This window comes from Neorhizobium sp. T6_25 (assembly GCF_002968555.1).
GTDB lineage: Bacteria > Pseudomonadota > Alphaproteobacteria > Rhizobiales > Rhizobiaceae > Neorhizobium.
The window spans coordinates 40,089-57,176 of record NZ_PVBL01000026.1 but is presented as its reverse complement, the minus strand read 5'-3'; the positions used below and the strand labels follow the sequence as shown (position 1 = coordinate 57,176).

Annotated in this window: 16 protein-coding genes and 1 tRNA gene; 11 read left to right on the top strand and 6 right to left on the bottom strand. The window is 61.4% G+C overall.

Annotated features, from left to right (window positions below):
- Nucleotides 1–2: 2 nt before the first annotated feature.
- The 3 genes from yidC to rpmH are packed head-to-tail and all read right to left on the bottom strand — an operon-like array spanning nt 3 to nt 2,360.
- A complete protein-coding gene (yidC, locus tag C5L10_RS26655) occupies nt 3–1,805 on the bottom strand; it encodes a membrane protein insertase YidC (RefSeq protein WP_105432128.1) in 1,803 nt (600 codons plus the stop codon).
- Nucleotides 1,805–2,197 (bottom strand): ribonuclease P protein component, encoded by a 393-nt coding sequence (gene rnpA / locus C5L10_RS26650; RefSeq protein ID WP_046664847.1) that lies wholly within the window; start codon nt 2,195–2,197, stop codon nt 1,805–1,807. Before rnpA ends, yidC begins: the two co-directional genes overlap by 1 nt.
- A 28-nt stretch (nt 2,198–2,225) precedes the next feature.
- Nucleotides 2,226–2,360, bottom strand: coding sequence for a 50S ribosomal protein L34 (gene rpmH / locus C5L10_RS26645; protein WP_080719113.1), 135 nt, complete (start codon nt 2,358–2,360; stop codon nt 2,226–2,228).
- A 491-nt stretch (nt 2,361–2,851) separates the two neighbouring features.
- On the opposite strand from rpmH, the gene C5L10_RS26640 reads away from it, so the two are divergent.
- The 3 genes from C5L10_RS26640 to C5L10_RS26630 all read left to right on the top strand — a co-directional run bounded on the left by C5L10_RS26640 (nt 2,852) and on the right by C5L10_RS26630 (nt 6,765).
- Nucleotides 2,852–4,879, top strand: coding sequence for a methyl-accepting chemotaxis protein (locus C5L10_RS26640; RefSeq protein ID WP_105432127.1), 2,028 nt, complete (start codon nt 2,852–2,854; stop codon nt 4,877–4,879).
- A 240-nt stretch (nt 4,880–5,119) separates the two neighbouring features.
- The gene (locus tag C5L10_RS26635) at nt 5,120–6,550 is read left to right on the top strand and encodes a HAMP domain-containing sensor histidine kinase (RefSeq protein ID WP_172717203.1); all 1,431 of its coding nucleotides are present in this window, start codon (nt 5,120–5,122) and stop codon (nt 6,548–6,550) included.
- Between the two features lie 138 nt (nt 6,551–6,688).
- Nucleotides 6,689–6,765 (top strand) — tRNA-Arg (locus C5L10_RS26630).
- 65 nt (nt 6,766–6,830) lie between these two features.
- Here C5L10_RS26630 and C5L10_RS26625 read toward each other — a convergent pair.
- Both C5L10_RS26625 and C5L10_RS26620 read right to left on the bottom strand, forming a co-directional pair.
- Nucleotides 6,831–7,043 carry a hypothetical protein gene (locus C5L10_RS26625; RefSeq protein ID WP_046630514.1) on the bottom strand — a complete coding sequence of 71 codons (213 nt, stop codon included), beginning with the start codon at nt 7,041–7,043 and terminating at the stop codon, nt 6,831–6,833.
- Nucleotides 7,044–7,155: 112 nt separating this feature from the next.
- Nucleotides 7,156–8,064 (bottom strand): LysR family transcriptional regulator, encoded by a 909-nt coding sequence (locus C5L10_RS26620; RefSeq protein WP_105432126.1) that lies wholly within the window; start codon nt 8,062–8,064, stop codon nt 7,156–7,158.
- Nucleotides 8,065–8,185: 121 nt separating this feature from the next.
- On the opposite strand from C5L10_RS26620, the gene C5L10_RS26615 reads away from it, so the two are divergent.
- From C5L10_RS26615 to C5L10_RS26595, 5 genes are all read left to right on the top strand, one after another.
- A complete protein-coding gene (locus tag C5L10_RS26615) occupies nt 8,186–8,818 on the top strand; it encodes a pyridoxamine 5'-phosphate oxidase family protein (protein WP_105432125.1) in 633 nt (210 codons plus the stop codon).
- Nucleotides 8,815–9,285 (top strand): nuclear transport factor 2 family protein, encoded by a 471-nt coding sequence (locus C5L10_RS26610; RefSeq protein ID WP_105432124.1) that lies wholly within the window; start codon nt 8,815–8,817, stop codon nt 9,283–9,285. Before C5L10_RS26615 ends, C5L10_RS26610 begins: the two co-directional genes overlap by 4 nt.
- Before the next feature lie 138 nt (nt 9,286–9,423).
- Complete coding sequence (locus C5L10_RS26605) at nt 9,424–10,956, top strand: glycosyltransferase family 39 protein (protein WP_245448205.1); 1,533 nt, start codon at nt 9,424–9,426, stop codon at nt 10,954–10,956.
- A gap of 82 nt (nt 10,957–11,038) precedes the next feature.
- Nucleotides 11,039–11,746, top strand: coding sequence for an SDR family oxidoreductase (locus C5L10_RS26600; RefSeq protein ID WP_105432123.1), 708 nt, complete (start codon nt 11,039–11,041; stop codon nt 11,744–11,746).
- A gap of 14 nt (nt 11,747–11,760) precedes the next feature.
- Nucleotides 11,761–12,798 carry a 4-hydroxyproline epimerase gene (locus C5L10_RS26595; RefSeq protein WP_105432122.1) on the top strand — a complete coding sequence of 346 codons (1,038 nt, stop codon included), beginning with the start codon at nt 11,761–11,763 and terminating at the stop codon, nt 12,796–12,798.
- A gap of 3 nt (nt 12,799–12,801) precedes the next feature.
- Here C5L10_RS26595 and C5L10_RS26590 read toward each other — a convergent pair whose 3' ends face one another.
- Nucleotides 12,802–13,728, bottom strand: a complete 927-nt coding sequence (locus C5L10_RS26590; protein ID WP_105432121.1) for a tetratricopeptide repeat protein — start codon at nt 13,726–13,728, stop codon at nt 12,802–12,804.
- Nucleotides 13,729–13,961: 233 nt separating this feature from the next.
- Here C5L10_RS26590 and pyrC point away from each other — a divergent pair, with 233 nt between their 5' ends.
- The 3 genes from pyrC to C5L10_RS26575 all read left to right on the top strand — a co-directional run bounded on the left by pyrC (nt 13,962) and on the right by C5L10_RS26575 (nt 17,084).
- The gene (pyrC, locus tag C5L10_RS26585; RefSeq protein ID WP_105432120.1) at nt 13,962–15,005 is read left to right on the top strand and encodes a dihydroorotase; all 1,044 of its coding nucleotides are present in this window, start codon (nt 13,962–13,964) and stop codon (nt 15,003–15,005) included.
- A gap of 119 nt (nt 15,006–15,124) precedes the next feature.
- A complete protein-coding gene (locus tag C5L10_RS26580; protein ID WP_105432119.1) occupies nt 15,125–16,303 on the top strand; it encodes a GGDEF domain-containing protein in 1,179 nt (392 codons plus the stop codon).
- An 85-nt stretch (nt 16,304–16,388) separates the two neighbouring features.
- The gene (locus C5L10_RS26575) at nt 16,389–17,084 is read left to right on the top strand and encodes an orotate phosphoribosyltransferase (protein ID WP_105432118.1); all 696 of its coding nucleotides are present in this window, start codon (nt 16,389–16,391) and stop codon (nt 17,082–17,084) included.
- The last annotated feature ends 4 nt before the right edge of the window (nt 17,085–17,088 follow it).

Here is a 17,088-nt window from a genome sequence, read left to right as displayed (position 1 = left end):
TGCTATTTTGTCGGCGCTTCTTTTCGTCGGAAGAAGCCCTTCAGATTGTCGAAGAGTTCGATCTTGGCGCCATGACGCTTCATGATGATCGCCTGCTGCGTCACCGACAGGGTGTTGTTCCAGGCCCAGTAGATGACGAGGCCGGCCGGGAAGGACGCCAGCATGAAGGTGAACACCAGCGGCATCCAGGTGAAGATCATCGCCTGGGTCGGATCCGGCGGCGTCGGGTTCATGCGCATCTGCACGAACATCGTGACGCCCATCACCAGCGGCCAGACGCCGATCATCAGCGCGTGCGGCACGTCGAAGGGCAGCAGGCCGAAGAGGTTGAAGAGCGACGTCGGGTCGGGAGCCGACAGATCCTGGATCCAGCCGAAGAACGGCGCGTGCCGCATTTCGATGGTGACGTAGATGACCTTGTAGAGCGCGAAGAAGACCGGGATCTGCAACAGCACCGGCCAGCAGCCGGCGATCGGATTGATCTTTTCTTCCTTGTAGAGCGCCATCATCGCCTGCTGCAGGCCCATCCGGTCGTCGCCGAACTTGGCCTTCAGCTCTTCCATCTTCGGCTGCATGCGCTTCATGTTGGCCATGGAAGCGTATTGCTTGCTGGCGAGCGGGAAGAACAGCGCCTTGACGACGATGGTGGTGAGCAGAATCGCAACGCCGAAATTACCCACGTGACGGAAGAAGAAGTCCATCAGCTGGAACATCGGCTTGGTGATGAAGTAGAACCATCCCCAGTCGATCAGGCGGTTGAACTGCGGAACGCCGAATTCGGTCTCGTATCGCGAGATCAAAGGCACTTCCTTGGCGCCGGCGAAGATGAGGTTCTTGAGTTCGGTGGATTGACCCGGCTGAACCGTCAGGTCGTCGCCCTTGTAGTCCGCCTGATAGCTCGCCTGAGCACCGGCGAAATGCGAGAAGCGTGCAACATAGGGCAGCGTCTGCGGCGGCACGATGGTGGCAGCCCAGTACTTGTCGGTGATGCCCATCCAGCCAGTCGTGGATTTTTCGTTGGTGAACTGCTCTTTTTCAATATTGGAGTAGGTGTGTTCGTCGAGGCTGCCGCTCTCGCCCATCACGCCGATGAAGCCTTCGTGGATGACCCAGACGGACGGCGTCGCCGGCTTGTTGTTGCGCAGCACGCGGCCATAGGGCGTCAGCGTCACCGGGGCGGCCGTCTTGTTGTCGACCTTGTCGGCGACGGTCAGCATGTAGTGGTCGTCGATCGAAATCGTGCGCGTGAAGGTCACGCCCTTCTCGTTGGTGAAGGTCAGCGTCACCGGTGTCTGCTGGGTCAGCTTGTCGCCGCTTGCGAGCGTCCATTGCGTGCCGGTGCCGGGGGCGGCGCCGATCGATTCATTGGGGATATAGCCGATTTCCGTGAAATAGCCGTCGGTCGTATCGGACGGCGAAAACAGCGTGATGATCGGGCTCTTGTCGTCGACGGTCTCGTGATATTCGCGCAGCTTCAGGTCGTCGAAGCGGGCGCCGGTCAGGTTGATGGAGCCGATCAGGGCCGGCGTCTCGATCTGCACGCGCCGCGACCGTGCGAGCGCCTGGTCGCGGGAGAGCGCGGCAGCTGCCGGGCTGGCGCCGGGCAGATTGCCCAGTACGCCACCACTCTGAGCGCCGGGGCTCTCGGGGGAAACGGGCTGAGCGCTTTCGCCCTGAAGCGCACGGCTGGCTTCCTCGGCGCGCTGCTGGGCTTCCATCCTCGGGTTCATGTAGAGGAATTGCCAGGCAAGAACGATCAGCACCGAGAGCGCGATCGCGATGAAGTAATTGCGGTTCTTTTCCATCATGCTTTCCTGGAACGGGTCTCCTCGGACCGCTTTGGTCTCGGCTTGCTTTCGATACGCTCGATAAGCTGGGCCGTCATATCCGCAAAGGGAGCCTTAAGCACCTCCCGCCGCGCGACAATCACATAGTCGTGTCCGTTCTTCATTGCAAATCCGGCAGATTGCCTCACCGCCTCGCGGAGACGGCGGCGCATGCGGTTGCGTTCGACCGCGTTGCCATGTTTTTTGGTGACGGTGAAACCGACGCGCGGCGCTTCGTCCGGCTGGTTTCGATCAAGCACTTCCAGAAGGAAGTTCCGGCCCCGGCGGGCTTCGCCTGCCCGGACGGCAAGGAACTGCGGCCGGCTTTTAAGCCGCCCGACAGTTTTCTCGTTCTTTGTCTCAGTCGTCATCGCCCGGTCGTCTCGGGCATCTCAGGCCTTAGGCCGAGAGACGCTTGCGGCCACGGGCGCGACGTGCGGAGAGAACCAGACGACCACCTTTGGTGGCCATACGGGTACGGAATCCGTGGCGGCGCTTGCGAACAAGCTTAGACGGTTGATAGGTACGCTTCATTTATTTTAATACCGCGGTGTGCGGCCCTTCTTGGAGTTTGCCGTCATCACGACGGCAAGAGCGCTTCGGAAAAACGATCTGCGCAAGCGGCTGCATGCGTGCAAGCCGGCCGGAGCTGAACGTGGGCGGCTTATAAGAGGACTCCGCCGCAAAAGTCAATCGCTGCCGGGATTTTTGGGCCTTTAGGCCGAGAGCCGGCCGATCTTGATCGGTCCCGCCTGCCGGGCGCCGTTGCAGCTGAGGCTGCCTATTATCTCCCCATGAATTTAGGGGTGAAAAATAATAGGTATGAGCCGTCTTCCCTATCAAACGTCAAATATCTCAACCGAGGCGCGCACAGCGAAAACCCATGCCCGCCCGGGCTGCGCAAGCCTTTTTTCTCTAAGCGTTTCTTTAATTTCTAAAGCCTAATTTTAGCAATTGAATGGAAGAGAATCTGGGTTACGGGCCTGCCTTCCTCGCATGATGAGTCCCGTCTGGAAGGGAATGAAATGAAAATTCGAGGGAAAATCAACCTCCTCGTCGGCCTCATGAGCCTCGTCGCCTGCTTTATCGGCGGCATGGCTCTGTTTGCCATGGCCGAATATCGCCAGATGATGGTTCAATATGAATTGGCCGCAGACCGGGCGCACAAGGGCGAGCATCTGAACAGGCTCGTCACCGCAGTCGTGATGGAATCACGCGGCGTCTACATGTCGAAGGATACCAAGGAGGCTGCAAAATTCGCCGACGGCATCCTGGTGTATCTCGATGAAATGGGCAAGCTTCTCAAGGAATGGGACAAGATCGTCCCGACCGACGAGCGTGCCGTATTCGATAAGCTGCTTGCCCGTTCCAAGGAGTTCAACGGCTTCCGGACCGAGACCGCCCGCCTGGGTCGGGAAGTGAGCCCCGCCGACGCCAACGTGCAGGGCAACAACGACGCCAACCGCAGCAACCGCAAGGCCTATCAGGTCGAGATCGATGCTATCGTCGGCACCGACAAGGCCGTCCTCGCTGCAGTCAATGAAGAGCTCAACAGCTTCACGCGGACCCTTTTTATTCTTGTCTCCGCAGTGACCCTTGCAGGCGTTGCCGCAGGTGCCGGCTTCGGCCTCTATCTCGGGCGCCGCCAGCTCAGCCATCCGATCACGGCTCTGACCAGAGCGATGAAACATATCGCCGACGGCGAATTCGACACGGTCGTCCACGGCGCGAACCGCGCCGACGAGATTGGCGACATGGCCGCCGCGATCGAGATCTTCCGCAGGAACGGCATCGAAGTGGCGCGCATGAATGCTTCCGAATCGACCATGCGTGGCAAGAACGACGACCTGCAGGCGCGGATGGCCACCGTCGTCGCAGCCGCCGCGGAAGGGGATTTTACCCGCCGCATCGACAAGCAATGGGGCGAGGAGAGCCTCGATCGCTTCGCTCGTGACGTCGACATGCTCGTCGCGAGCGTCGATGCCGGAGTCTCGGAAACCCGGCGCGTCGTCAAAAGCCTTGCCGAGGGTGACCTCACCGACAGCATGCGGGGCAATTTCAAGGGCGCATTCGCCGAGCTGCAGCACAATGTCAACGGTACCATGGACACGCTGCGCGGCACGATGCGGAATGTCCGCACCGCCACGGGCTCCATCAACGGCAGCGCCGCCGAGCTGAGCCGGGCGACCAATGATCTGTCTCGCCGCACCGAACAGCAGGCTGCCGCGCTGGAAGAAACGTCCGCTGCGCTCGAAGAGATCACCGCCGTCGTCAAGACGTCGACCGAGCGGGCGCATGAAGCAACGGTGATGGTCGGCGAGGCCAAGCAGAGCGCGGTCCAGTCGGGCGAGGTGGTTCGGAGCGCCGTCGACGCGATGGGCCGGATAGAGCAGGCCTCCCGCGAGATCGCCCAGATCACCAATGTCATCGACGAAATCGCCTTCCAGACCAATCTTCTGGCGCTGAATGCCGGCGTCGAGGCCGCCCGTGCAGGCGAAGCCGGCAAGGGTTTTGCCGTCGTCGCTCAGGAGGTCCGCGAACTCGCCCAGCGCTCGGCAAGTGCCGCAAAGGGCATCAAGGCGTTGATCAGCAAGTCCGGCGAGGAAGTCGCCGGAGGCGTGATGCTGGTCCAGAAGACCGGCGAGGCATTGTCGGAAATCGAAAGCCGCGTGTTGCGCATCAACGACCATATCCATTCGATCGCCGTCGCTTCCCGCGAGCAGGCGACGGGGCTCGCCGAGGTCAACACCGCCGTCAACCAGATGGACCAGGTGACGCAGCAGAACGCCGCCATGGTCGAGGAGACGTCCGCGGCGACGCAGACATTGTCTTCCGAGGCCGACAGCCTGTTTGCACTTGTCTCCAATTTCGACATCGGTCAGGAGGGCGAACGTGTCGCCGAGCCGGTCCGGACCACGCGTCCGGTTGCGGCGGCTGCCGTCCATCGGCCGCGCGTCTCTCCGGTCAAGGCGATGACGGGGGCGCTCTCGCGGGCCTTCGGCGGAGCGGCCGTCGCAACGGCAGCGGTTGCCGGAGAATGGGAAGAATTCTGATCCAGGTTCGAACATCAGCCGAATAAGGAAGCGGAGAGGGGCAACCCTCTCCGCTTTCTCTTTTGCACTGCGGCAAAGGGGACTGGTAAAAAAAACGCCGAACCTCTAAAATAAGCGATCATCCGTAGGCTCGTATCAATCCGGCGGGCCGGGTATTCGGAAATGGAGATCCGCATGGACGACGAGGTTCATACCTCGGGGCGCTCGGGGTCCTCGCCGGAAGGCGTAGGCCCGGAAACCATGCCGCGCCTTTTCCGCGGCCTTTCCGGCAGGCTTCTCTGGCTTACCGTCATTTTCGTGATGATGGCCGAAGTCCTGATCTTCGTCCCCTCCGTCGCCACCATGCGGATGAACTGGCTGCGCGATCGGCTGGATACGGCCGCCGCCGCAGGCATCGTCATCGACGGGCTGCAGCCCGCCGAGCTTCCCCGCGCCGTGCAGGACGATACGCTGCTTGCGACGGGCACCAAGGTGATCGCCCTGCGCAAGGACGGGACGTCGCGGCTGCTGGCTGCAACGGACACGCAGCCGCAGATCGACGAAGTGTTCGATCTTGCCAATGTCCCGATAGCATCCTCGATGCGCGACGCACTCGACACGCTCGTCTTTGGCGGCGGCCGCGTGATGCGCGTTTATGGCCCGATCGGCGACAGCGACATGGTCATCGAGCTGGTCATGACCGATGACGCCTTGCGCAAGGACATGCTGAAATATTCGAAGACGATGTTTCTCCTGTCGCTGCTGATCTCCCTCATTACCGCCGTGCTGATCTTCCTCGCCATCAACCGGATGATGATCATGCCGATCCGGCGGCTCACCCATAGCATGCAGTTTTTCTCGGAGCAGCCGGACGACCCCGCCCGCGTCTTCAGCGCCGATCGTTCCCGGGGCGAACTTGCGGTCGCCGGCCGGCACCTCACAGCCATGCAGGCGCAATTGCAGCGAACGCTGAAGCAGCAGAAGAACCTGGTCGATCTTGGCCTCGCCGTTTCCAAGATCAACCACGACATGCGCAACATCCTGGCATCGGCGCAGCTGATGTCGGACCGCCTGACGGATGTCGACGATCCGATGGTGAGGAGTTTCGCACCGAAACTGTTGCGCACGATCGATCGGGCAGTCGGTTACACGAACGAGGTGCTGGCCTACGGTCAGGCCTCCGAGGCAGCGCCCCGCCGCCGCCGCATCCGCTTTGCCGCGCTCGCCCAGGAGGTGCGCGACATGCTGGCGATCGATCCGGAGATCGGCATCGAGTTCCTGGATCAGATCGCCGCCGATCTCGAAGTGGATTGCGACAGCGAGCAGATTTTCCGTGTCATCCACAATCTCTGCCGAAATGCCGTCCAGGCGCTGCTGAATTTCGATCCCCAGGATGCGTCCATCGTTCGCCGGGTCACGGTCTCCGCGCACCGGGTGGGCAGCGTCGTCAGCATCACCATCGACGACACAGGCCCCGGCATGCCGCGAAAGGCCCGTGAGAACCTGTTCTCCGCTTTCCGCGGCTCGGCGCGGTCGGGCGGCACCGGCCTCGGCCTGGTCATCGCCCGTGAACTTGTCCTGGCCCATGGCGGAACCATTGCGCTTGTCGAGAAACCAGGCCCCGGCACGCAGTTTAGAATAGAAATTCCCGACCGTCCGGTCTCTCTGGAGGACTATCGGGTTCGGGCTTGATGCAAATAAATGTTGCTTCTCAACGGTTTGAGCGAGAAGTGACAGCAAAATGACGTTGCCTTCGGTAAAATCGCTTGCAATCGGAATGCGGACGTTTTAGAGGATCGCCACGCAAGCGGTGACGCACTGCTTGCAGACGCACCCGTAGCTCAGCTGGATAGAGCACCAGACTACGAATCTGGGGGTCAGGAGTTCGAATCTCTTCGGGTGCGCCATTTTTTCCAACTATCTCTGAACATTGTTGCGAGCTGATCGGCTGCCGGTGGCAACGCGCGCCCGCCTAATTCCCGCGCCGCCGCATTGATGATATGAGATACCCCAGTGCAAAGGTCATTGCGGCAACCGCGATTCCGGTGCTGATCACGCCCACAGGCGTTATTCTGGCGCTGCCTTGCAGGGTAATGTTCTTCCCCACGCGCAGATCAAAAGTGGATTTGATTTCCTCGGGATGTGAGGGGAGCGCGGTCGGAGGTTCTTCCTGAATAACTGTCATCTTGAAGCTCCCGTGCAAATCTGCTGCGGCCGAACATCCATTCTAAGATAGGGTGGATGTCGCAATAACAAGCGTTTCCCAGGTTCATCTCGGCCGGTGTGCCGCGGCGACGTCAGCCGGCGGAGCCGAGCCTGCCGAGCGCCTGCCGCAGCCTTGGTGCGGCAAAATCCAGGAAGCTGCGCATCTTGAGCGGCATCTGGCCACGCGCGGCGTGAACGAGATGGACGGGGGCGGGCTCCGGCTCGAAGGATTCCAGGATGATCCGGAGCGCTCCGGCTTTGATTGCTTCCGCCGCCTGGTAGTGGAGCAGCCGCGTTACCCCGACATTGCATATCGCGGCCTCCGCAGCGGCCTCGGCAGTCGAGACGGAAAGGCGCGATGCAGCCGCGGTCGCACTCAATCCTGCCGGCAGCATTTGCCGAATTGACGATGGAGCCGGCCCTTCGAACGTCACCCACGGCATTCTTCGAAGATCCTCCGGTATCTGCGGAACACCATGAGCCGCAAGCAGGGCCGGGCTGGCGCAGGTCACCATCCGCATCGACCCGACCCGCGTCGCAACCATCGTGCTGTCCGGCAGCTGGCCGATTCTCACTGCCATATCGACGTGATCGTCGACGAGGTGAACGTTGCGGTCCGCCAGCTGCAAGCGGATGTTGATCTCGGGAAACAGGGCAAGGAAATCGATGACGATGGGCAGGACATGGAGCCGGCCGAACATGATCGGCGCTGTGATGACCAATTCACCCTTTGGCGTTGTGAACTCACCGGCGGCCTCCCGTTCCGCATCCTCGACCTGTTCGAGAATACGTCGCGCCGCCGTTACATAGGTGGCGCCGACATCGGTCAGGGTGAGTTTGCGGGTCGTGCGGATCAGCAGACGCGCGCCGAGCGATGCCTCGAGCTCCGAGATCTTCCGGCTGAGCGTCGGTACGGGCACTCGGAGCGCCCGACCCGCGGCAGACAGGCTCCCCTTGTCCACCACCTCCAGCAGCATCGACATGGCTTCGAAGCGATCCATCCATCTTTCCATTTTTCGACAAGATAAGTTCCAGCAAAACTATATTATGCTGGATTGTGGAAAAGGCTATGCATCCTCTTCAACGGCGCCGATAGCGGCTTGGCCGGGACGGAGCTCCTTCATGTCCTATGGCTTTCTAGGCATCGCCATCACACCGAGCGTTCGGGCCGCACAGAAGGCTATGGGTGCCGATCACATCTGGCAGAATTTCGCTGGTGATCGTGACTTCGATCGCCTGACGGAATATGAAGCGGCCTTCATCGCCGACCGGGACAGCTTCTACATGGCGACGGTCTCGGAGACGGGTTGGCCCTATGTCCAGCACCGCGGCGGCCCGCGCGGCTTCCTGAAGGTGATCGATGACCGGACATTGGCCTTCGCGGATTATCGCGGCAACCGCCAGTATATCAGCACCGGCAATGTTGCGGCGAACGACAGGGCATGCCTCTTTCTGATGGATTACGCCCGTCGTGCCCGGCTGAAGGTCTATGTGCATGTGGAGGAGGTAGCGCTCGACGCGGATACTGCTCTGGCCGCGCTTGTCATCGATGCGGACTACCGGGCGAAGCTCGAACGGATTTTCCGGCTGCGGCTAGAGAGCTTCGACTGGAACTGTCCGCAGCACATCACTCCCCGCTTCACCGAGGAACAAGTCGGCGAGGCGGTCCGCCCACTTCGGGACCGACTAGCCGAGCTCGAATCCGAAAACGCAGAATTGCGCGCCCGTCTTGCCATCCATGGAGATACCCGATGAGCGATCAACGTCCACCCCTGCCGCCGTTCACGCCGGAAACGGCGGTCGAGAAAGTCCGCCTTGCGGAGGATGGCTGGAACAGCCGGGATCCGGCGCGCGTGGCGCTCGCCTACACTGTCGATAGCTACTGGCGCAACCGGGCCGAATTCGTCGAAGGGCGCGAGGCGATCATCGGCTTCCTCACTCGCAAATGGCAGCGCGAGCTGGACTACCGTCTCGTCAAGGAGCTGTGGAGTTTCCGGGAGAACCGCATAGCGGTCCGCTTTGCCTATGAGTGGCACGACGACAGCGGCAACTGGTACCGCTCCTATGGCAACGAGAATTGGGAGTTTGACGAACATGGGCTGATGCGCCGACGGCTCGCCTCCATCAACGACGCGCCCATCCGCGAGGCGGAGCGGCGTTTCCATTGGCCGCTCGGACGCAGGCCGGACGATCATCCAAGCCTCAGCGCCCTCGGTTTTTGATGTGTAAGGGGCATTGGTAGGAAATCCACACGCGTTCAATTTGGCGCAAGTTATCAAACGGCGAGCGCGCGGTTTCTATTGATCGGCGCCGCAGGCTGTGCCACCTGCTTCGTATGATAACTTTCTCATAAGGCAAAAATGAATCGCGAGAGCGTGGGCGCGGTGCGTTCCGAAGAGTTGATCAAACCCGGCCGGCTGGCAGGGTTTCTGGCTGGCGGCCTTCGGCCCGCGGCGCTTTTTCTGGGCGCTTATTTCCTGCTGAGCATCGCTGTCCGCCTGATGCTGCCCAACGCACTGACGCTGGACGAGGCCGAGCAGGCGCTGTTTTCACAATACTGGCTTGCTGGGTACGGGCCGCAGCCGCCTTTCTACAACTGGGTTCAGAATGCCTTTGTCAGCGTGATCGGCATCTCGCTCTTTTCGCTGACCTTGCCGAAGTTCCTGATGCTGCTGTTGTGCTACCTATTCTTTGGTATGGCGGCGCGTGAGATCGACACCCGACCCGCCTTTGCGGCGATGGCGATGCTGAGCCTGCTCACCCTGCCGCAGCTTTCCTACATGCCGCAGCAGGATCTGACGCACACCGTGGCGGTGCTGATGGCGACGTCGCTGTTCCTCTACGGGCTCTTCCGAACCCTTGTCTGGGCGGATTGGCAGGGCTACGTGATCGTTGGGCTGGCGATCGGCATCGGCATGATCTCGAAATACAATTTCGGGCTGCTGCCTGCCTCCGCCCTCATTGCAGTGTTCTGCGACAGGGAATGGCGTGCCCGTCTTCTTGATCCACGCATCCTGCTGACCGCGATCGTCGGCCTGGTAATCGTCCTCCCGCACGCCCTCTGGCTTCGCGGCAATCTCGATCTCGCGACATCAGGCACGATCGGCAAGATGGTCGAGGCGAACGCACCGCATGGCATTGTCCGTATTGCACGCGCACTCGGCTCGCTGATGCTCGCCTGCATCGCATTCGGCGCGCTGACGGTCGCCATCTTCGCGATAGCCTTCAAAAGGGAGTTCATGCGCTCGCTGAAGGCAGGCGACCGCTGGACACGCCTTCTGGCGCTGATGATGGGGGGCGGCCTGCTTGGCGTCATATTGGTGATCCTGTTCACCGGCACGACCAAGATTACGGAGCGCTGGCTCGATCCGTATCTTCTGCCTTTGCCGCTCTATCTGCTTCTGAAGCTTGAACGAGCCGGCATCGATACCCCGTCCAATCTCAGGCGTTTCGTCCCCGTCTTCGTGGTGATCATGCTCGTGACGCTGGTCCCGCTGGCAGGCAAGACGCTGACGGGCGGGCTCACCGGCGGCTACACCCGGATCAACTACCCCTTCACCTCCGTCGCCGAAGTTCTGAAGGCCGAAGGTCGCCCGGCGATCATCATTGCAGCCGGCATGAACCTGGCTGGCAATATGCGGCTACAGTTTCCCGATGTGCCGGTCATCAATTCCGAACAGCCGATCGCCGGTTTCCCGGCTCCCAACGCCATGAAGGGGCCGGTTCTGGCGATATGGGCCGATGGCGCGCGCGCGGCGGGCTCGCCGCCGATCGATCTTTCCTCCGTCGCTGCGCTCGGATTGACCGCATCGCCTGCCAAATCTCTCTCGCTGCCCTATTATTACGGCGACGGCAAAATGCAGCTCAACCTCGGTTATCTCTGGCTTCGCTGAAGACGGTAGGCAAACCGGCGAGGCTGATATATCTGTTCGGGAAGCCTGCTCGCAGGCGGATAAGGACCCCAAGGAGATTCCGATGGCTGAGACGGAAAAGGTCGCGCTGATTACCGGCGGCGGGCGTGGCATGGGTGAGGCGATCGCCCGCGAACTGCACGCCGAGGGTTACAAGCTCGCGCTGATGTCGCCCTCGGAAAGCTGCGAGAAACTGGCAGCCGAACTCGGCGGCGTCGCCTCGCGAGGCGTCGCGGAAAAGGCCGAGGACATCCAGGCGATTTTCGACCTCACCATGAAGACCTACGGCCGCATCGATGCCGTGGTCAACCATACCGGCCATCCGCCGAAGGGCGACCTGCTCGACATCAGCGACGAGGAGTGGACGCTGGGTTCGGACATGATGATCCTGTCGCTGGTGCGCATGGCGCGCCTGGTGACGCCGGTCATGCTGAAACAGGGCAAGGGCGCCTTCGTCAACATCACCACATTCGCGGCCTACGAGCCCTCGCTCGTCTTCCCGGTTTCCTGCACCTACCGCGCAGCTGCAGGTGCCTTCACAAAGCTCTACTCGGATCGTTATGCGGCCGATAATATCCGCATGAACTGCGTCCTGCCGGGGTTCATCGACAGTCTCGATCACAAGCCCGAAACGGCGGAAAAGGTGCCGATGAAGCGTGTCGGCCAGGTAGAAGAAATCGCAAAGACGGCCTCCTTCCTCTTGTCGGATGGCGCCGGCTACATCACCGGCCAGAACATCCGCGTCGATGGCGGCATCACCCGTCACGTCTGATCGGAGTATTCGAGATGAGATGGAAGCGCACGATCCAGCTGCTGGACGTTCATTGCGAGGGTGAGATCGGCAAGGTCGCAATCGGCGGCGTGCCGAAGATCCCGGGCGAAACGGTTGCGGCCCAGCTTCACTGGCTGAACACCGATCCGAAGGGCAACGAGCTTCGCCGTTTCCTCTGCCTCGAACCGCGCGGAGCGCCGATCGGCTCGGTCAACCTGCTGCTGCCGGCGAAACATCCCGATGCGGACGCCGCCTTTATCATCCTGCAGCCGGACCAGGCACATGCGAGTTCGGGTTCGAACTCGATCTGCGTCACGACAGCGCTTCTGGAATCCGGCATTGTCGAAATGCAGGAGCCTGAAACCGTCGTTGTTCTGGAAACCGCGGCGGGCCTCGTGCGCGCGACCGCCACCTGCCGCGACGGGCGTTGCGAAAAGGTGAAGCTCACCATGGTGCCGTCTTTCGTGCATCAGCTTGATGTCAGGGTTCAGACCCCGTCATGGGGCGAGATCACGCTCGACCTTTGTTATGGCGGGATCTTTTACGGGCTGGTGGATGTCGGCCAGATCGGTCTGACCATCGAGAAGGGCAATGCGGCAGCACTCGTCCAGGCCGGCATGGTGCTGAAGGACCTCATCAACAGGCAGATCGACGTCGTCCACCCGGAAATTCCGGCGATCTCCGGCGTCGCTTACGTGATGTTCCGGGATACGGAGGCCGACGGCACGGTGCGGACCTGCACGACGATGTGGCCGGGTAGGGCAGATCGTTCCCCCTGCGGCACCGGCAATTCCGCCAATCTGGCAGCGCTCCATGCGCGCGGCAAGGTCAAGGTGGGGGACGTCTTCAAGTCGCGCTCGATCATCGGGTCTGAGTTCGAGGTGGGACTGGCATCCGAAACGGAGGTCGCCGGAAAGCCGGCGATCGTTCCGACGATCGCCGGCCGTGGTTTCACCTTCGGTCTGCATCAGATTGCCCTTGATCCGTTCGACCCACTGTCGGACGGATTTGCGATGACCGACGTGTGGGGGCCATCCGCTGGGGAAATCTGAGTTTCAGATTTCCTTGCCGTTGCCGCCCGACTGTTCCATGTCGCCCGGCTTCAGCACCAGCGAATTGACGCCTTCGGTCGTCGCGGGGTCGTTCGGAGCCGGGACAACGCCCAGTTCCTGCATCTGCATGAATTTATAAGCGCCGAAGACATCGCCTTTCTCGGCAGCCTTGCCGTACATTTCGGCAGCCTTCAGGGCGTTGGCTTCGATGCCTTCGCCGGCCTCATACATCAGCCCGAGATTGATCATCGCATCGGTATTGCCGCGCTGAGCCGCGAGGTCGTACCAGGCGATCGCCGTCTGGTCGTCCTGCTCCACGAGTTGGCCTTCGTCATAGATCGCGCCGATATTGAAGGCAGCAGTGTCGTCGCCTTCCGCCGCCGCCTTTTCGAACCAGGTGAGCGCCCGCTTGACATCCGGCTGGGTGCCGAGGCCATCGCGATAGGCGACGCCGAGATTGTAGGCGGCGAGCACGTTGCCGCCACTGGCCGCCTCGGTATAGAGCTGGAATTCCGACCGTTCGTCGCCGAGCCGGCCCATCAGCATGCCGAAATTCACCTTGGCGGCGGCATATCCCGCCTGGACTGCAACATCGTAGGCGTTCATCGCCTGGTCGGCCTGCTGGGTCTTGTTGAGAGCCCGGCCGAGCTGATAGGCAAAACGCGGATTGCCGGTCGCGTCATAGGCCATGCGGCAGGCATCTACCGCCGTGCCGTCGATATCCGAAATGCCGACAGGCGCAAACTCCCCGTTGCGCTGCTGGTCGTAGGGGCTGCCGGCGAGGCGGTCACATTCCGTCTGCACGGCAGAGGTGAGCTGCAGGCTGGCGCGTTCCTCAGCGCCCGGCGAAACGGTCAAGGCGCAGAGCGCGACCGCAGTACCTGTGGCAATTGCAAAACCCCTGTTGACTTTCGAGAGGCGGGATTTCATCTTGCGCTCCGATTTAACTGATCATTCAGATTGCTTAACGAACGCCGGAAGCAGGCACCGGTTCCGTGTGCCTTTCAGGTTTCGTGCGCGAGAAGCCTTTGCATCCCGCACATTCGCGTGAGAAGTAACCTGGATCTCGCTTGCTGGATTGCAGGTTCCTCGCATCATCGGATTGTTTTGTCCGAACCATTGATGTTATGGCGGACTGATCGACCACGTCCGGAAGTTCTCCCATGAAAACGCTCACGCTCCGCCGCCCTGACGACTGGCACCTGCACCTTCGCGACGGCGACGTCCTGCAAGCGGTGATCGGCGATACGAGCCGGCATTTCGCACGCGCAATCATCATGCCAAACCTGGTGCCGCCGGTGGTGACGACCGCGGATGCCAGGGCCTATCGCGAGCGTATTCTCGCCGCCCTTCCGGCAGGCGATCGCTTCGAGCCGCTGATGACGCTCTACCTGACGGAGCATACCGACCCGGACGATGTGGAAGAGGGCAGGAGGAGCGGCCTGATCTCGGCCGTGAAGCTTTATCCCGCCGGGGCGACGACCAATTCCCATGGCGGCGTGCGCGACTTCAACAAGGCGATGCCGGTTCTCGAGCGCATGGCGAAGATCGGCCTGCCGCTCTGCGTGCATGGCGAGGTGACCACCCCGGAGGTGGACATTTTCGACCGCGAAGCCGTCTTCATCGAAACGGTGCTCGATCCGCTGCGCCAGCGCCTGCCGGACCTGAAAGTCACGATGGAGCACGTGACGACCGCCGACGGCATCGATTACATCAAGTCGTCGACGGGCAATCTCGCCGGCTCGATCACCACCCACCACCTGATCATCAATCGCAACGCCATCCTGGTCGGCGGCATCCGCCCCCATTATTACTGCCTGCCGGTCGCCAAGCGCGAGAACCATCGCCTCGCACTACGCGCGGCAGCGACATCCGGTGATGCGCGCTTCTTCCTCGGCACCGATTCCGCACCCCATGTCGATCCGCTGAAGGAATGCGGCTGCGGCTGCGCCGGCATCTATACGTCGGTCAACACCATGAGCTGCCTTGCGCATGTGTTCGAGGACGACAATGCGCTCGACAAGCTGGAGGCTTTCACCTCGCTCAACGGCCCTGCCTGGTACGGGCTGAAGCCGAACGAAGAAACGATCACGCTCGAAAAGCGCGACGATCCGGTGAAGTTTCCGGCCAAGCGCGACAGCGGCGCCGGGCCGATCACGGTCTTCGATCCGATGTTTCCGCTTCATTGGCAAGTGCTTGATAAGTAAATTCTACTGGTCGCCGATGGATGGAAGTTGGATAGATCCGGTAACCTTTTGGATAGAATCCGGGCTTAGCTTGGCGCCGAAGATTTTCCGCGGGGATGTACCCGAAGAGAAAGCTAGGCATGATGCTCGACTACCATTCTCTTCTGCTCGCGCTGGGCGTCTCAGCGACGTGCCTGATGGTGACGCTGTTCGGCACATGGTATTCGCGTCGCACTGATTCCTTCCTTCTCACGCTTGTCATCGCGCTCTGCCTCACGGTTTCGGGCATTTTCGCCTATAGTTCCTATACCGTCGAGGCCGACGTCGTGGGTGCCTCGATCGCCTATACGCTTCTGATGGCGGGGTTCGGCATGATCTATGCCGCATCAGTGCAGTTCCGCAGCGGGACGCGGCCCTGGATCATGGCCGGTGCCATTACCGCCGCTTCCGTGACTTTCGGCCTGCCGTTGATGATTGCCGGCCTCGACGGCCTCGGGTTCATCGTCATGAACCTTGCCACGGCGGGGCTACTCCTCGAAACCGCCAGGCAGTATTGGCGCGCACGCCGGGAGGCGCCGGGACCGCTCATCGGAATGGCGGTGCTCTACGCCGCCACCGCGGTGTCTTTCGCCCTATGTGCCGTCGTCCTGATCGACGGGCAACAATGGGTGCTGGGCCACGCGCCCGACAACTGGGCCGAAAACCTCAATATCGCTGTCTGCATCGCCGGAATGACGGGCATCGGTGCACTGTCGCTGGCGCTGCATCAGTGGCGCATGGCGGCCCACCATCGCCACGAAGCGATCACCGATGCGCTGACGGGGCTTCTCAACCGCCGCGCTCTTTTCGAGCAGTATGGCCATCGCACCCTCGGTCCGTCGACCGCCGTCGTCGTTTTCGATATCGATCGGTTCAAGGCCATCAACGACCAGCACGGCCATGCCGCCGGAGACGAAGTGCTGAGGCTTTTCGCCGACGACCTCAGAAGCGGCACTAAAATTCGCAACACCGTGGCTCGGCTTGGCGGCGAGGAGTTTGTGATGATCCTCGTCAACGCCCTTCCCGGACGGGCCGAGCGGATCGCCAATGACATTTCCCGCCGTTTCGCCGCTCGCGAGATCATCATCGGCGACGCGGTGCTTAAGTGCACGGTCAGCGCCGGTGTTGCGGTTGGTGCCCCGACCGGCCAGCCGTTCGAAACCGTGCTCAGCCTCGCCGATAACGCGCTCTACGAAGCAAAGCGGGCCGGCCGCGACCGCGTGCATGTCGCAGGCTATCTTCGCCCGGTGGACTTGAACGAAACGCGTACCACCGCCTGACTCCCTCCTTATTTTTCGCATCGTCTGGCATACTCTGCCGCATGCTGCTATTGCGGCGCGTGGTTTTGACAAAAGGAGCGGGCGCATGATTCAAACCACATTTCCGGACCGCGGCGTAATGGCCGAACTGATGGCGAAGATGCTCTGGGAGATCGGAGCGGTCCACTTCAGCGCCGACAAGCCCTACAAATTTGCTTCCGGACTGATGAGCCCGGTCTATATCGACTGCCGCAAGCTGATTTCCTATCCGCGTATCCGCTCGGCGATCATGGATTTCGCGGCTGCGACCGTCATGCGCGACGCCGGTTTCGAGAAATTCGACTGCATTGCCGGCGGCGAGACGGCAGGCATTCCCTTTGCGGCTTTCCTCGCCGAACGCTTGGGCCTGCCGATGATCTATGTTCGCAAGGCGCCGAAGGGCCACGGGCGCAATGCGCAGATCGAGGGCCATCTGCCGGAGGGCGCGCGCGTGCTGGTCATCGAGGACCTGACGACTGCCGGCGGCAGCATGTTCAAGTTCATCGATGCGATACGCGCAGCCGGCGCTACCGTCGATCACGGCATCGCGCTCTTCTTCTATGATATCTTCCCGGAAGCCTACGAGCGTTTCTCGAACGGCCAGGTGAAGCTTCATCACATCGCCACCTGGCGCAATGTTTTGGCGGCAGCCAGAGAAGACAAGCTTTTCGATGACAACACGCTCTCGGAAGTCGAGGCCTTTCTCGACGCGCCGCTGGCCTGGTCGGGACGCAATGGCGGCGTCAGCGAGATCGCGCTCTGAATTT

What these genes read in the sequence shown, in the direction of transcription:
- yidC (WP_105432128.1), bottom strand. Translation starts at nt 1,805, where the DNA reads ATGGAAAAGAACCGCAATTACTTCATCGCGATCGCGCTCTCGGTGCTG.
- rnpA (WP_046664847.1), bottom strand. Translation starts at nt 2,197, where the DNA reads ATGACGACTGAGACAAAGAACGAGAAAACTGTCGGGCGGCTTAAAAGC.
- rpmH (WP_080719113.1), bottom strand. Translation starts at nt 2,360, where the DNA reads ATGAAGCGTACCTATCAACCGTCTAAGCTTGTTCGCAAGCGCCGCCAC.
- C5L10_RS26640 (WP_105432127.1), top strand. Translation starts at nt 2,852, where the DNA reads ATGAAAATTCGAGGGAAAATCAACCTCCTCGTCGGCCTCATGAGCCTC.
- C5L10_RS26635 (WP_172717203.1), top strand. Translation starts at nt 5,120, where the DNA reads ATGCCGCGCCTTTTCCGCGGCCTTTCCGGCAGGCTTCTCTGGCTTACC.
- C5L10_RS26625 (WP_046630514.1), bottom strand. Translation starts at nt 7,043, where the DNA reads ATGACAGTTATTCAGGAAGAACCTCCGACCGCGCTCCCCTCACATCCC.
- C5L10_RS26620 (WP_105432126.1), bottom strand. Translation starts at nt 8,064, where the DNA reads ATGGATCGCTTCGAAGCCATGTCGATGCTGCTGGAGGTGGTGGACAAG.
- C5L10_RS26615 (WP_105432125.1), top strand. Translation starts at nt 8,186, where the DNA reads ATGTCCTATGGCTTTCTAGGCATCGCCATCACACCGAGCGTTCGGGCC.
- C5L10_RS26610 (WP_105432124.1), top strand. Translation starts at nt 8,815, where the DNA reads ATGAGCGATCAACGTCCACCCCTGCCGCCGTTCACGCCGGAAACGGCG.
- C5L10_RS26605 (WP_245448205.1), top strand. Translation starts at nt 9,424, where the DNA reads ATGAATCGCGAGAGCGTGGGCGCGGTGCGTTCCGAAGAGTTGATCAAA.
- C5L10_RS26600 (WP_105432123.1), top strand. Translation starts at nt 11,039, where the DNA reads ATGGCTGAGACGGAAAAGGTCGCGCTGATTACCGGCGGCGGGCGTGGC.
- C5L10_RS26595 (WP_105432122.1), top strand. Translation starts at nt 11,761, where the DNA reads ATGAGATGGAAGCGCACGATCCAGCTGCTGGACGTTCATTGCGAGGGT.
- C5L10_RS26590 (WP_105432121.1), bottom strand. Translation starts at nt 13,728, where the DNA reads ATGAAATCCCGCCTCTCGAAAGTCAACAGGGGTTTTGCAATTGCCACA.
- pyrC (WP_105432120.1), top strand. Translation starts at nt 13,962, where the DNA reads ATGAAAACGCTCACGCTCCGCCGCCCTGACGACTGGCACCTGCACCTT.
- C5L10_RS26580 (WP_105432119.1), top strand. Translation starts at nt 15,125, where the DNA reads ATGATGCTCGACTACCATTCTCTTCTGCTCGCGCTGGGCGTCTCAGCG.
- C5L10_RS26575 (WP_105432118.1), top strand. Translation starts at nt 16,389, where the DNA reads ATGATTCAAACCACATTTCCGGACCGCGGCGTAATGGCCGAACTGATG.